Origin of the sequence: Geopseudomonas sagittaria, assembly GCF_900115715.1 — a bacterium.
In the GTDB taxonomy this organism is placed as follows: domain Bacteria; phylum Pseudomonadota; class Gammaproteobacteria; order Pseudomonadales; family Pseudomonadaceae; genus Geopseudomonas; species Geopseudomonas sagittaria.
Window position 1 is genome coordinate 193,591 of sequence record NZ_FOXM01000002.1, and the last position, 13,292, is coordinate 206,882.

Annotated in this window: 12 protein-coding genes and 2 pseudogenes; all 14 read left to right on the forward strand. The window is 71.2% G+C overall.

Features of this window, described 5'->3' with window-relative positions; genetic code table 11:
* Window positions 1-22 precede the first annotated feature (22 nt).
* The 14 genes and pseudogenes from BM297_RS03185 (at window position 23) to BM297_RS03245 (ending at window position 13,292) form a co-directional block, all read left to right on the forward strand.
* On the forward strand, window positions 23-2,056 hold the full coding sequence (locus BM297_RS03185) for a cytochrome D1 domain-containing protein (RefSeq protein ID WP_342742273.1): 2,034 nt from the start codon (window positions 23-25) through the stop codon (window positions 2,054-2,056).
* A 53-nt stretch (window positions 2,057-2,109) separates the two neighbouring features.
* A complete protein-coding gene (locus BM297_RS03190; RefSeq protein WP_092428214.1) occupies window positions 2,110-2,787 on the forward strand; it encodes an SCO family protein in 678 nt (225 codons plus the stop codon).
* Window positions 2,784-3,416: an SCO family protein gene (locus BM297_RS03195; protein ID WP_092428216.1), complete on the forward strand. Its 633-nt coding sequence runs from the start codon at window positions 2,784-2,786 to the stop codon at window positions 3,414-3,416. The genes BM297_RS03190 and BM297_RS03195 overlap by 4 nt, the downstream gene beginning before the upstream one ends.
* A 17-nt stretch (window positions 3,417-3,433) precedes the next feature.
* Window positions 3,434-5,005 carry a cytochrome c/ABC transporter substrate-binding protein gene (locus BM297_RS03200; RefSeq protein ID WP_092428218.1) on the forward strand — a complete coding sequence of 524 codons (1,572 nt, stop codon included), beginning with the start codon at window positions 3,434-3,436 and terminating at the stop codon, window positions 5,003-5,005.
* Window positions 5,002-5,661 carry a SurA N-terminal domain-containing protein gene (locus BM297_RS03205; protein WP_092428220.1) on the forward strand — a complete coding sequence of 220 codons (660 nt, stop codon included), beginning with the start codon at window positions 5,002-5,004 and terminating at the stop codon, window positions 5,659-5,661. The genes BM297_RS03200 and BM297_RS03205 overlap by 4 nt, the downstream gene beginning before the upstream one ends.
* A gap of 253 nt (window positions 5,662-5,914) precedes the next feature.
* The gene (locus tag BM297_RS03210) at window positions 5,915-6,307 is read left to right on the forward strand and encodes a response regulator (protein ID WP_092428222.1); all 393 of its coding nucleotides are present in this window, start codon (window positions 5,915-5,917) and stop codon (window positions 6,305-6,307) included.
* A gap of 69 nt (window positions 6,308-6,376) precedes the next feature.
* The gene (locus BM297_RS03215; RefSeq protein WP_092428224.1) at window positions 6,377-8,092 is read left to right on the forward strand and encodes a GspE/PulE family protein; all 1,716 of its coding nucleotides are present in this window, start codon (window positions 6,377-6,379) and stop codon (window positions 8,090-8,092) included.
* Window positions 8,073-8,888: a class III extradiol ring-cleavage dioxygenase family protein gene (locus tag BM297_RS03220; RefSeq protein WP_092428226.1), complete on the forward strand. Its 816-nt coding sequence runs from the start codon at window positions 8,073-8,075 to the stop codon at window positions 8,886-8,888. The genes BM297_RS03215 and BM297_RS03220 overlap by 20 nt, the downstream gene beginning before the upstream one ends.
* Window positions 8,889-8,904: 16 nt before the next feature.
* Window positions 8,905-9,441 (forward strand): PilN domain-containing protein, encoded by a 537-nt coding sequence (locus tag BM297_RS03225; RefSeq protein WP_092428633.1) that lies wholly within the window; start codon window positions 8,905-8,907, stop codon window positions 9,439-9,441.
* A complete protein-coding gene (pilO, locus tag BM297_RS03230; protein WP_092428228.1) occupies window positions 9,428-9,976 on the forward strand; it encodes a type 4a pilus biogenesis protein PilO in 549 nt (182 codons plus the stop codon). Before BM297_RS03225 ends, pilO begins: the two co-directional genes overlap by 14 nt.
* Window positions 9,976-10,518 (forward strand): hypothetical protein, encoded by a 543-nt coding sequence (locus tag BM297_RS03235; protein WP_092428230.1) that lies wholly within the window; start codon window positions 9,976-9,978, stop codon window positions 10,516-10,518. The genes pilO and BM297_RS03235 overlap by 1 nt, the downstream gene beginning before the upstream one ends.
* Window positions 10,515-12,365, forward strand: a pseudogene (locus BM297_RS03240) (secretin N-terminal domain-containing protein); the annotation flags it as partial. The gene BM297_RS03235 and the pseudogene BM297_RS03240, both read left to right, overlap by 4 nt.
* A gap of 114 nt (window positions 12,366-12,479) precedes the next feature.
* Window positions 12,480-12,815, forward strand: a pseudogene (locus BM297_RS22035) (cohesin domain-containing protein); the annotation flags it as partial.
* 3 nt (window positions 12,816-12,818) lie between these two features.
* A complete protein-coding gene (locus BM297_RS03245; protein WP_092428232.1) occupies window positions 12,819-13,292 on the forward strand; it encodes a type II secretion system protein in 474 nt (157 codons plus the stop codon).

Sequence of the window (13,292 nt, forward strand, 5' to 3'; positions counted from 1 at the left end):
GCGATTCGGGGAGTAACGAACGGTGAAACCGGCAAGCAACAAGAAGCAAGGATGGGCACTGCTATTGCTGGCGACCGCGCTGGGGCTGCCGCTGCTCGCCGGCCTGCTGGTCGGCCGGCAGTCGGCTCCCGAGCTGGCGCCGGCCACCACTGCGGACCCGGCACGGGTCGTGGCAGCGGCCGGCAGCGGGGCGCAGTCCCAGGCCAGTGGCCGCCTGGTGCGCGATGGCGTGGTCATCGACTTCGAGGCGCGCAGCGAGGGCGACGGCCCGCTGGTCGAGGGCGGCTTCGCCGACCTGCGCTTTCGCCTGAGCGATGCCGCCAGCGGCCAGCCGCTGCAGGGCCAGGTGCCCGGCGCCTGGCTCGACCTGGCCCAGCCGAGTGCGGCCCAGCCCGCCGGTAGCGGCACCCCGGAGACCAGCTCCAAGTCGCGCATCGGCCTGTACCTCAAGGGCCTGCCGGGCGTGCGGCCGACCCTCGATCTGAACAGCTACTACCTGTTCGTCCTCAACCAGGATCCCAGCATCACGGTGATCGATCCGCTGACCTCGGTCGGCGGCGTCACCAGCACCCTGACGCGCATCGCCCTGCGCCGCCCGCCGATGGACTGGGCCGCCAGCGCCGATGGCAAGCGCCTGTTCGTGTCCATGCCGGATGCCGGCGAGGTGGCGGTGGTCGATGCGGAGAACTTCCGGGTGCTGGGCAACGTCGCCGCCGGGCGCGAGCCGGTGCGCGTGGCGCTGCAGCCCGACGGCCGCTACCTGTGGGTCGGCAACAACGCCCGCGCCGCGGCCGACAGCGGAGTGACGGTGATCGACACGCAGACCCTGCAGACGGTGCTGAGCGCCCGCCTCGGGCCGGGCCACCACGAGATCGCCTTCAGCGACGACTCGCGGCGCGCCTTCGTCAGCAGCCGCGATGCCGGCACCCTGACGGTGTTCGACGTGGCGACCCTCAAGCCGGTGGACGAGATCCGCACTGGGCCGCACCCGCTGGCCGTGGCCTTCTCGCCGCTGTCCAGGGCGGTCTACGTCAGCGACGGCCAGGACGGCACGGTCAGCGTGATCGACGCCGACAGTCTGAAGACGCGCAAGACCATCGCCCTCAAGCGCGGCATCGGCCCGCTGCGCTTCACCCAGGATGGCCGCTACGGCTTCGTGCTCAACACCCTGGAGGACAGCGCCACGGTGATCGACGCCGCCAGCGGCGAGGTCCTGCACACCCTGCAGGTGTCCGCCGAGCCCTGGCAGATCACCTTCAGCCGCGCCTTCGCCTATATCCGCGGTCTGGCCTCGCCGCGGGTGACCATGGTCGATCTGGCCAGCCTGGGCGGCGAGCGCACGCCCGGCGTGCTGGGCTTCGACGCCGGCCCCGCCGCGCCCAAGCAGGCCGGCGCACTGCCGCTGGCGCCGGGCCTGGCCACCGCGCGCGACGACGCGGCGGTGTTCGTGGTCAACCCGGTGGACAACACCACCTACTTCTACATGGAAGGCATGAACGCGCCGATGTCCGGCTACCCGAACCGGGGGCACAGCGCCCGCGCTGTTACCGTCATCGACCGCAGTCTGCAGGAGCTGGAACCGGGGGTGTTCGGTGCGCGGGTCAAGCTGCCGGCGGCCGGGCGCTTCGAGGTGGCGGTGCTGCTCAACCAGCCGCAGATCACCCACTGCTTCAGCGCCGAGGTGCAGGCCGACCCGCTGCTGGCGCGCGAACGCAGCACGCCGCGGGTCGAGTTTCTCCTCGACAACCCGACGGTCAGCGTCGGCGCGCCGGTAGTCACCCGCCTGCGCGTGGTGCAGGGCGACGCGAACCAGCCGCGCAGCGGGGTGACCGACCTGCGCGTGCGCTACTTCCTCGCCCCGTCCTCGCGGCCGCGCGAGGTGGCGGCGCGCGAGGTGGGCGAGGGCCTCTACGAGGCAACGGTGGAACTGCCCGAGGCCGGCGCCTGGTACCTGCATGCGGGCTCGGCGTCGCTGGGGCTGGCGTTCGGCGACCAGCCCTATGTCAGCCTGCGCGCCACGGCGGCGAAGTCCGTGGTCGCCGAGCAGAAGCCCTGAGGCCCTGGCCGGAGGCGATTTGACACGCGGCGCGATGGCCGCAGGAGGCGATCATGCAACCACTACTGCCCAGCCTGGCGCTTGCCCTGTGCTCGCTGGCGCTGGCGCTGGCCGGCCCGCTGCCCGCTCAGGCGGCGGACGAGCACGCCGGGCACCACCCTCGCGCGCAGCCACCGGAAGCTGCCCAGGTGCAGTTCGCCGACGTCGAGCTGACCGACCAGCACGGTCGGCCGGTACGCCTCAAGGACGAGGTGGTCGGCGACAGGATCGTGGTCATGGGCTTCATCTACACCAGCTGCACCACGGTGTGTCCGGTGGTCTCGGCGATCATGCAGAAGGTGCAGGCCCAGTTGGGCGACATGGTCGGCAACGAGGTGCAGCTGGTGTCGATCAGCGTCGATCCGCTGCGCGACACCCCGCAGCGGCTGCGCGAGTACGCCAGCCAGTTTCAGGCCGGGCCGGGCTGGACCTGGCTGACCGGCCCGGTGCCGGCGGTCAACGACACCCTCAAGGGACTGGGCACCTGGTCGGCCGACTTCACCAGTCATCCGCCGGTGATCATGGTCGGCGACGGCCGCAGCGCGCAGTGGACGCGCTTCTATGGCTTCACCGATCCGGCCGTGCTGGTCGGCCGGGTCTACGCCCTCGGCGCGGCGCGCCAGCACACGCCGCCGGGGCACGACGGGCCCGGGCATGCCGCCCAGGCCGCACAGCAGGAGGAGCGGCCATGAACCTGCATGACTGGCTCGCCGTGGCGCTGGTCGCCTGCCTGGGCGTGGCCATCGCCGAGGCCCACGAGGAGCACGCCGCCGCGCCGGCGGCCAAGGGGCCGGTGGCGCAGGCGGTCGCCGGGGGTGGCACCCTGGATGCGCGCAGCTACTTCACCGACACCGAGCTGCTCAACCAGGACGGCGAAACGGTGCGTTTCTACAGCGATGTGCTGGCCGGGCGGGTGGTGCTGCTCAACGTGATCTTCACCAGCTGCGAGGACGCCTGCCCGCTGATCACCCGCAAGCTGGCCGAGGTGCGCAAGGCGCTGGGCAACGACGCCGCGCAGGTGCACTTCATCTCGCTGAGCAGCGATCCGGTCAAGGACTCGCCGCAGGCGCTCAAGGCCTATGCCCGCAAGCACGGCGCGGACGATGCGAACTGGACCTTCCTCACCGGGCCGAAGGCGCAGATGGACGTGGTGCTGGGGCGCCTCGGCCAGCTGTCGCGCAGTCCCGAGGAGCACTCCACGCTGCTGATCGCCGGCGACGTCGCCAACAAGCGCTGGAGCAAGATCCGCCCGGATGCACCACCGGCGGCCATCGCCCAGCGCCTGCAGCTGCTGACCCTGCCGCCCGCGGTCGGGCGCTGATCCGGCGGGTGGCGACGATGTGGGCGGCGACGAGGCGGCGCGGCGTTGCCTGGCTGCTCTGCGGGCTGCTCGGCTGGGCCGGCATGGCGACGGCGCTGCAGCTGACGCCCGAAGAGGCGGCGGGCAAGCGCATCTACCTGCACGGTAGCGGCAGCAGCGATGCCGCCATCCAGGCGCTGGTCGGCGTCGCCGGCACCAGCCTGCCGGCGACCTCGCTGCCCTGCGCCGGCTGCCACGGCAGCGACGGCCGCGGCAAGGCCGAGGGCGGGGTGCGCCCGCCCGACATCACCTGGCGACGCCTGAGCGCGCCCAACGGCCAGCGCCCAGCCAGCGGCCGCCAGCACCCGGCCTACGACGACGGCGCCTTCGCCCGCGCCCTCGGCGAGGGACTCGACCCGGCGGGCAATCGCCTCAACCCGGCGATGCCGCGCTTCGTCATGTCGCTGCGCGACATGCGCAACCTGACCGCCTACATCAAGCGTCTCGACGCCGACCGCGACCCCGGCCTGCACGACGAGGTGCTGCGCCTCGGCACCCTGTTGCCGGCGGACGGCCCGCTGGCCGGGCTGGGCGCGACGGTGGCGGCGCTGCTGCAGGGCATGCTCGACGGGATCAACGAGGCCGGCGGCATCCATGGCCGCCGGCTGCAACTGGTGGTGGTCGACCCCGGCGCGGACCGCGCCAGCGCCGCGGCGGCGCTGGGCGGGCTGCTCGAGCGGGGCGATGTGTTCGCCCTGGTCGCGCCGCTGGCGCCGGCGCTGGAGGGCCGTTACGCCGAGCTGCTGGCCGCCAGCGGGACGCCGCTGGTGGGGCCGCTGCTGCAGTTCGCCGACGACAGCAGCCACCTGGTGTTCGCTCCGTTGCCGGGCCTGCGCGAGCAGCTGTTCGCTCTCGGCGACTTCGCCCGCGCCTCGCCGGCCTTCGGCAGCGGGGCGGCCCTGGTCGCCTACCCGCAGGACGAGCGCTACCGCACCCTGGCCGAAGCCCTGGCAGCCCGCCTGCAGGCGCAGGGCTGGCCGCAGGTACAGCCGTTCGCCTACCCGCCGGAGGCGGCGGGCGCCGAGCTGCCGGCGCTGGCGGACCTGCAGGCGCTGTTCTTCCTCGGCCCGGCGGACGCCTTCGTCGCCCTGGCGCGCACGCTGGCCGAGGCTGGGGCGCGCCCCTACCTGTTCGCCGCGTCGAGCCAGGTGGCCGGCGCGGTGCTGCGCATCCCGCCGCCGTTCAACGGCCGGTTGTTCCTCGCCTATCCGTTCCTGCCCGCGGACTGGACCCCGGCCGGCAGCGCCGCATTGCAGGCCGTGCGCCAGCGCAGCGGCCTCGGCGAGCGCCACGCGGCGCTGCAGGTCAGCGCCTACAGCGCCGCGCTGGTGCTGGCCGAAGGGCTCAAGCGCGCCGGCCGCGACGCCAGCCGGGAAAAGCTGCTGAGCGCCCTGGAGAACCTGCACGGCTTCCACACCGGGGTGACCCCGGTATTGGGCTTCGGCCCGGGGCGGCGGGTCGGCGCGCCGGGGGCGCACATCGTGACGGTGGATCTGCAGCAGGGGCTGTTCCGTCCCACCGGCCGCTATCTGCAGGTGGATACGCCATGAATCGAGGATTGCTGGAGGCCCTGGCGGCGCTGCTGTTGGTCCTGCTGTGCGGGCGGGAGCTGACGGCGCAAGAGTACGGCAGCGCCGCGCGGGTCAATGACGTGGAGATCAGCCTGTTCCGTCTCGAACGGCACTTCGAGGACTACCTGCGCGAGCAGCGCCGCAGCGTCGCGCAGATCCGCAACCCTTCGGTGTACAAGCGCCTCAAGCGCGAGGCGCTGGAGCAGCTGATCGACAAGGAGCTGCTCTGGCAGGAAGCGCAGCGCCGGGCCATCGCCGTCGACGATGCCGAGGTGGCGCGCACCCGCGCCGCGGTGGCGGCCAGCTTCGCCAGTCCGGAGGCGTTCGCGCGGCGCCTGCAGGCCGCCGGCTTCGACGAGGCCGGCTATAGCGAGTACCTGCGCCGGGAAATCGCCGCCAGTCGCATGCTCGATCAGCTGGTGGGCACGGTCACGGTCAGCGACGCGGAGGTGCGCAGCTTCTATCAGGTCCTGCGGGCTCAGGGCGCACCGACGTCCGACGCTCCGCTCAGCGAGGAGCAGCTGCTGGCGCCGGCGCGGCGGATCCTGCTGGAGCAGCGTGAAGGCGAGGCGCGCCGCGCCGCCCTCGACCAGCTGCGCGCCGCGGCACGCATCGAGGTGCTGGTGCCGCTCTGAGCGCCGAGTCGCGTTACGCCCCCTGGCTCGCCCCGGGCTTTTCCCCACAGTTGGGGAATCCTTGCGGGGCAGGTTGGGGCAATCCGCAGGCCGGCCGGCGACTTTCCCCACTGCGGTTCCCCGCATGCCTCTTGGCTCGATAAAAGCGTTTATAAATCAAACAGATAAAAGGCTTTGTCGCCTGCTTGCAGATGGCATGGCGCGTGCGTGGGAGAGGGATACCTGTCAGCCCTCATGAGCAGAGGAGCGTTTCATGGATGCCTTCGCAGCACCTTCACCGCCACGGAAGGTTCTGGTAGTCGAGGACGAGCCTACCCTGGCCGAGAACATCGGCACCTATCTGGAGGCCATGGGCCACGAGGTCCGCATCGTCGGCGACGGCAGCAGCGCCATCGCCCTGTGCGGCGACTTCGCGCCTGACCTGCTGGTCTTCGACTACAGCCTGCCGGACATGAGTGGTTTCGAGGCGCTCGACGCCATGCGCCGCCGCGGATGCCATTGCGCCGGCGTGCTGATCACCGCCCATCCGGGCGACAGAGTCCGCTATGCGGCGAACGCACGCGGCGTCCTGCACATCCTCTACAAGCCCTTTGCCCTGGCCGATCTGGCCCGCCTGGTGCGCTGTGTGCCGGCCGACCGCAGCTGATCGCCGGACCTTGTGTATCCGGGGCGGTCACTATACTCACAGAGCCGAAAGGCATCAGGGAGCCGGGCCATGGAGCGAATAATTCCAACCGTTGGATTGGCGGCGAACTTCTCCGGGGATGCACAGCCACTGCGCTGCGATGCCGCCCAGCTGCATGCCGCCCGCGAGCGCGCCGCCGCCAGCGGACGGCGGGTGCTCGACGAGCTGGAGGAGGTGACCGGGCTGGAACCCGCGGCTTTCGTCGGCTGCCTGGGGGCGACCCTGCGCTATCCGGTGCTGGCCAGCGACGAGCTGTTCGCCTGTGCGCCGGCGTTCGAGCAGGTCACCCTGGCCCAGGCGCTCAAGCGCGAGTTCGCCATGGTGCGCCGCGGCGACGAGGTGGTCGGCGTGTTCAGCGATCCCTTCGATGCGGCGCGGCTGGCCTGGATCGATGAGAAACTGCGCGGCGCGCCGCTGTACCTGGTGCATGCCGCCGACCTGGCCGGCTATCTGGCCCGCCACGAGGAAGACTTCCACGCGGTCGACTCGCTGGCCGGCGCGGCCGACAGCACCGCCGAGGTTGCGGCGGTCGAGACCCTGTCGCTGGCGCAGATCAGCGAGGATGCCAGCGTGGTGGTCAAGCTGGTCAACTCGACCCTCTACGACGCGCTGAAGATGCACGCCAGCGACATCCATCTGGGCGTCACCGGCAACGGCCTGGTGATCAAGTACCGCATCGACGGGGTGCTCAACAGCATCAGCCGGGTGCAGGGCGCCGACGTCGCCGAGCAGGTGATCTCGCGGGTCAAGGTGATGGCCGAACTGGACATCGCCGAACAGCGCGTGCCCCAGGATGGCCGCTTCAAGGTCGGCATCAAGGGCCGGCAGATCGACTTCCGCGTCTCCATCATGCCGAGCATCTTCGGCGAGGATGCGGTGCTGCGGGTGCTCGACAAGCAGGACCTGGGCGACCAGATCAGCGGGGTGAGTCTCGAGGCGCTGGGCTTCGAGGCGGCGACCCTGCGCACCCTGCGCCGCCTGGCGGCGGAGCCCTACGGCATGGTGCTGGTGACCGGCCCGACCGGCAGCGGCAAGACCACCACGCTGTACGCGATGATCAGCGAGATCAACCACGGCATGGACAAGATCATCACCATCGAGGACCCGGTGGAGTACCAGCTGCCCGGCGTGCTGCAGATTCCGGTCAACGAGAAGAAGGGCCTGACCTTCGCCCGCGGCCTGCGTTCGATCCTGCGCCACGACCCGGACAAGATCATGGTCGGCGAGATCCGCGACCCGGACACCGCGCAGATCGCCGTGCAGTCGGCGCTCACCGGCCACTTGGTGTTCACCACCATCCACGCCAACAACGTGTTCGACGTGATCGGCCGCTTCGTGCAGATGGAGGTCGACCCCTACAGCTTCGTCTCCGCGCTCAACGGCATCCTCGCCCAGCGGCTGATCCGCCTGGTCTGCCCGGGCTGCGCGGTGGAGCGTGTGCCCGAGCGCGACGAGCTGCTGGCCTCGGGGCTCGACCCGGAGCAGGTCGGCGACTACCGCTTCGTGCACGGCACTGGCTGCGGCCGCTGCCGCGGCACCGGCTACCGTGGGCGCACGGCGATCGCCGAGCTGCTGCTGCTCGACGACGAGCTGCGCCAGATGATCATCGAGCGCCAGCCGATCGCCCGGGTCAAGGAGCTGGCACGCCGGCGCGGCCTGCGTCTGCTGCGCGAGTCGGCGCTGCAGCTGGTGCGCGAAGGGCGGACCTCACTGGAGGAGATCAACCGTGTCACTTTTGTCGCCTGACCGTTACCTCGCCGTGCTCGGTCCCACGCGAGTGCAACTGGCCCGCCGCCGCGGCAGCCAGCTGGACAACCTGGGCAGCGCCGCGTGCGCCAGCCGCGACCTCGGCGACTGGGCCGGCGCGGTGGATGCGCTGGAACAGCTGCTGCGCGCCTGCCCCGGCCGGCGTGGCGAACTGGCGGTGGTGCTCGGCGAGCATTTCGCGCATTTCACCCTGGTGCCGTGGAGCGATGCCATCGGCACCCCGGAGGAGCTGAGCGCCTATGCGCGCCTGCGCTTCGAAGAGATCTACGGCAGCGAGGCGGCCGGCTGGGCCCTGCAGCTGTCGCCGGAGGCCGCCGGTCAGCCGCGCCTGGCGGTGGCCATCGCCGAGGGGCTGCTCGAGCGTCTGACAGGCCTGGCGAAGACTGCTGGCCTGCGTTTGGTGTCGGTGCAGCCCTACCTGATGAGTGCCTTCAACCGGCTGTGCCGGCCGCTGGTCGGCGGCGATTTCCTGTTCCTGCTCGCCGAGCCCGAGCGCAGCTGCCTGCTGGTGGCCCGCGAGGGCCGCTGGGTGGCGGTGCGCTCGACCGCCGGCAGCGACAGCGACGCCGCGCTGGCGGTGCTGCTCGAGCGCGAAAGCGAGCTGCAGGAGCTGGAGGCGCAGTCGCCGCTGGCCGTCTACATCCATGCCCCGGGGCGCGCCGACCTGGCTCCGCCGCCCGTGCACGGGCTGCTGCCGCAGGTGCTCGGCCAGCCGCGAGCGGCGCCGGACGAGGCGCCCGATCCGCTGTGGGCCATGGCCGAGACGGTGAGCTGAAATGGCGGTGAAGCGGATGCGTGCCCTCGACCTCGACTACCGCCGCCCGCTGGCCAGCCCGGCGGGCTGGGCGTTGCTGGCGGCCGGCGTGCTGCTGCTCGGCCTGCTGTCGGTGCTCCGCCAGCAGGTTGCCGGTGCGGTGGCAGCGGCCGAGGCCGATCTGCAGCGCAGCGAACGCATCCTGCCGGGCGTTTCCGCGGTGCCCGTGTCGGCCGCGGAAAGTCGCGCGCAGCGCGCGGCCCTGGCCGAGATGCAGCGCCTGTCGGAGCAGCTGAGCCTGCCCTGGGACCGGCTGTTCGCCAACCTGGAGGCGATCGCCGATGCCGATATCGCCCTGCTCAGTCTGGCGCCCGATGCGCGCAAGCAGCAGCTGCGCATCAGCGCCGAGGCCCGCAACCTGCCGGCCATGCTGGCGTTCCACCGACGTCTGGAGCACAGCGGCGATCTGCGCGACGTGGCGCTGGTCAACCACGAGATCGTCGACGAGGTGCCGGAGCGCCCGGTGCGCTTCAACCTGACCGCGACCTGGGTGATTCGCGATGCGCATCCATAGCCTGCTCCTGCGCGAAGCGCTGCAGCGTCTGGGCTGGCCCGGCGCCTGTGGCGTCGCCCTGCTCGTCGGCGGGGCGGCCTATGCGCTGCTCGGCCTGTGGCCGGCCAGCCAGGACATGCAGCGCCTGCAGGTGCGCGCCGTCGAGGCGCAGGCGCGAGTGGCGCGGGTGGCCAGTGGTGCCGAGGCGGCGCCGGTGGCCCCCGGGCAGCAACTGAGCAGCCTGCAGCAGAGCCTGCCGGCGCAGCGCGAGGCCACCGCGGCGATCGATCGCATCTACGCCACCGCCGCCCGCGAGGGCATCGCCCTGGCGCGCGGCGAATACTCGCTGGCCCTCGATCCGCAGACCGGGCTGGCGCGCTACCAGATCCTCCTGCCGGTGCGCGGCAGCTACCCGCAGCTGCGCCGCTTTCTCGGCGCGGTGCGCAGCGAGCTGCCGGCGCTGGTGCTGGAAGACATCGACCTGCAGCGCAAGCAGATCGCCGAAACCCAACTGGACGGCCGCATCCGCATGGCCCTGTACCTGACGAGGTGGTGATGGATAACAGGCGCGTCGGGTGGTGGCTGCTGTTCCTCGGTGGCGCGGCCGTGCTGGCGTTGATTCCGGAGTACTTCTTTGCGCCGGAAGAGGCGCTGGTGGTGCCGCCAGTGCAGCGCTCAGAGGCTGTCGCGCCGCCGCTCGCCACGCGGCCCGCGGGCGAGGGCGCAGGGACGCCCGGCACGCCGCTGCCGGCGGCGTCCGCCCCGGGCGGCGCACCGCCGGGTGGCGGGCTGTTCAGCGCGCACAGCTGGCGGGTGGCGCCGCCGCCGGCTCCGGCGCCGGCCTGGACGCCACCGCCGCCGGTCGCCGCGGCGCCGCCGGCGGTGGCGCCGGCACTGCCTTTCGAGTTCATCGGCAAGATGGACGATGCCCAGCGCCTGCGCGTGTTCCTGCTGCGCGACGAGAAGATCTACACGGTGACCGTCGGCGAGGTGATCGACGGCACCTATCGTGTGGAACGCATTGCGGACAGCGAAATGGTCCTGACCTACCTGCCGCTCAACGTCCGCCAGACTTTGTCCGTGGGGGGCAAGCTATGACGATTACCCGGATCACTCCTGCCGCCGGCCGCTGCTGCGTCGTCATGCTGGCGCTGCTGGCGCTGGCCGGCTGCGCCGCCAACGCGGGCCGCGACCGGTTCGAGCTGATCGACGAAGGCCACTACGAGCAGGGCCTGGCGAACCTGGAGGAAGCGGCCCGCGCCGCGCCGCGCGATACCCGCGCGCAGCTGGCGCTGACCACCCAGCGTGGCCGCGTGGTGACCACCCTGCTGACCCAGGCCGACCGCGCCCGGGCGGCGCGTGACTACAGCTCGGCGGCGAGCGGCTACCAGCGGGTGCTCGGCATCGAGCCGGACAACCAGCGCGCCCGCGAGGCGCTGCGCGAGATCGAGCAGCTGGGCAGCCTGGCGGAGATGCAGCGCCAGGGGCAGATTGCCCTGCGCCGCGGGGATCTCGACGGCGCCCAGCGCGAGGTGGAGGCCATCGCCGCCCTCGATCCGGGCTACCCGGGCGGTCTGGCCCTCAAGCGCCAGGTCGACACCCTGCGCGCACGCATGGCGCAACCCTATCCGCAATTGCGCTCCAAGCTCAGCCAGCCGGTATCGCTCGAGTTCCGCGACGCCAACCTCAAGCTGATTCTCGAGGTGCTGTCACAGACCGCCGGCCTCAACTTCATCATCGACAAGGACGTGCGCCCGGACATCAAGGCCACCATCTTCGTCCGCCAGGTGGCGGTGGAGGATGCGGTGAACCTGCTGCTGCAGCAGAACCAGCTGCTCAGCAAGGTGGTCAACGACAACACCATCGTCGTCTACCCGGACACCCCGCAGAAGCTCAGGGACTACCAGGACCTGGTGCTGCGCACCTTCTACCTGACCAACACCGACGCCAAGAGCGCGCAGGACATGGTCAAGACCATGCTCAAGACCCGCGACGTGTTCATCGACGAGCGTCTCAACACCCTGACCATGCGCGACAGCGCCGAAGCCGTGCGCCTGGCCGAGAAGCTGTTCCTGGCCCAGGACCAGTCCAGTCCGGAGGTGGTGCTGGAAGTGCAGGTGATGGAGATTTCCCGGCAGCGGGTTCAAGACCTCGGCCTGGAGTGGCCGCAGACCTTCAGCCTGCTGGATGCGGCTACCCTCGACAAGTTGAACAGCATCGACTCCGCTCGCATTGGCATCAGTCCGTCGCCACAGCTGAAGATCAACGCCAAGAACAGCGCGATCAACACCCTCGCCAGTCCGGTGCTGCGGGTGAGCAACCGCGAGAAGGCGAAGATCCACATCGGCGACCGGGTGCCGGTGATCAGCGCCACTTCGGTGCCTTCGACCCAGGGGCCGGTGATCACCGAGAGCATCACCTACCTGGACGTCGGCCTGAAACTGGAGGTCGAGCCGACCATCCACCTCAACGACGAGGTGGCGATCAAGGTGATGCTGGAGGTGAGCAATGCCGAGAACCAGCCCCCCACGGTATCCGGCACCATCCCGGTGAAGGTCACCACCCGCAACGCCGAGACGGTGCTGCGCCTGCGCGACGGCGAGACCCAGGTACTGGCCGGGCTGATGCGCAACGACCACAACGAGCTGGGCAATCAGATTCCCGGACTCGGCGAAAGCTCCGGCCTCGGCGGGCTGTTCGGCATCGGCCGGCTGTTCGGCAGCCGCCAGGATGACGTGCGCAAGACCGAGCTGGTGCTGTCGATCACCCCGCGCATCGTGCGCAACCTGCCGTACATGAGCCCCCACCAGATGGAGTTCCCCTCCGGCACCGAGGGCAGCCTGCGGGTGCGGCCGGTCAGCCTGCGTCCCACCTCGGGGGACAGCCTGGCGCTGGCCCTGCCGGCCGACGCGGTGCTGGCGGCGCCGCTTTCGGCCACCGCCAGCGGCAGCGCGGCCGCGCCCGATAGCCCCGGCAGCCTGGTGCTGTCGTGGGTCGGACCGGACAGCCTGCGTGTCGGCGAGGAAGCGCTGGTGGTCCTGCACGCCGCGGGCAACCAGCCCTTGCGCAGCTCGACCCTGCAGCTGGCCTACGACCCGGCCGCGCTGCAGATCAGCGAGGTGAGCGAGGGCGACTTCCTCGGCCAGGGCAACTCCGCCACCACCTTCGCGCCGCGTCTCGACGAGCAGAACGGGCGGCTGTACGTCGCCATGTCGCGCGCCGACAGCAGCGGCGCATCCGGCGAGGGCGGGCTGCTGCGTCTGCGCGTCAAGGCGCTGCAGGCAAGCGAGGCGGCGGTGCCGATCCGCCTGCTGACCTTCTCGGCGGTGGGCCAGGGCAATCGCCTGGTCAGTGCGCCGCTGCCGGCGGCCAAGTTGCTGGCGGTCGGGCCCTGAGCCATGCACCGTCGCGCGCGCGGCTTCTCGCTGATCGAGGTGGTCATCACCATGGCCATCATCGCGCTGCTCGCCAGCATCGCCGCGCCGCTGACCGAAACCGTGGTGCGCCGCGGCAAGGAGCAGGAGCTGAAGATCGCCCTGTACCAGCTGCGCGACGCCATCGACGCCTACAAGGTGGCTGCCGACGCCGGGCATATCGAGAAGAGTGCCGACAGTTCCGGCTATCCGCCCTCGCTCGAGGTGCTGGTGGACGGCGTGCGCGACCTGCGCAGCGTCGAGGGCGGCAAGCTGTACTTCCTGCGCCGGATTCCCCGCGACCCGTTCGCCGACCCGGAGCTGGAACCCGGCGAGAACTGGGGCCTGCGCAGCTACGAGAGTCCGCCCGACGACCCGGAGGAGGGCGAGGACGTCTTCGATGTCTACTCGCGCTCCGAGGGCATGGGGCTGAACGGGATTTCCTATCGGGAGTGGTGA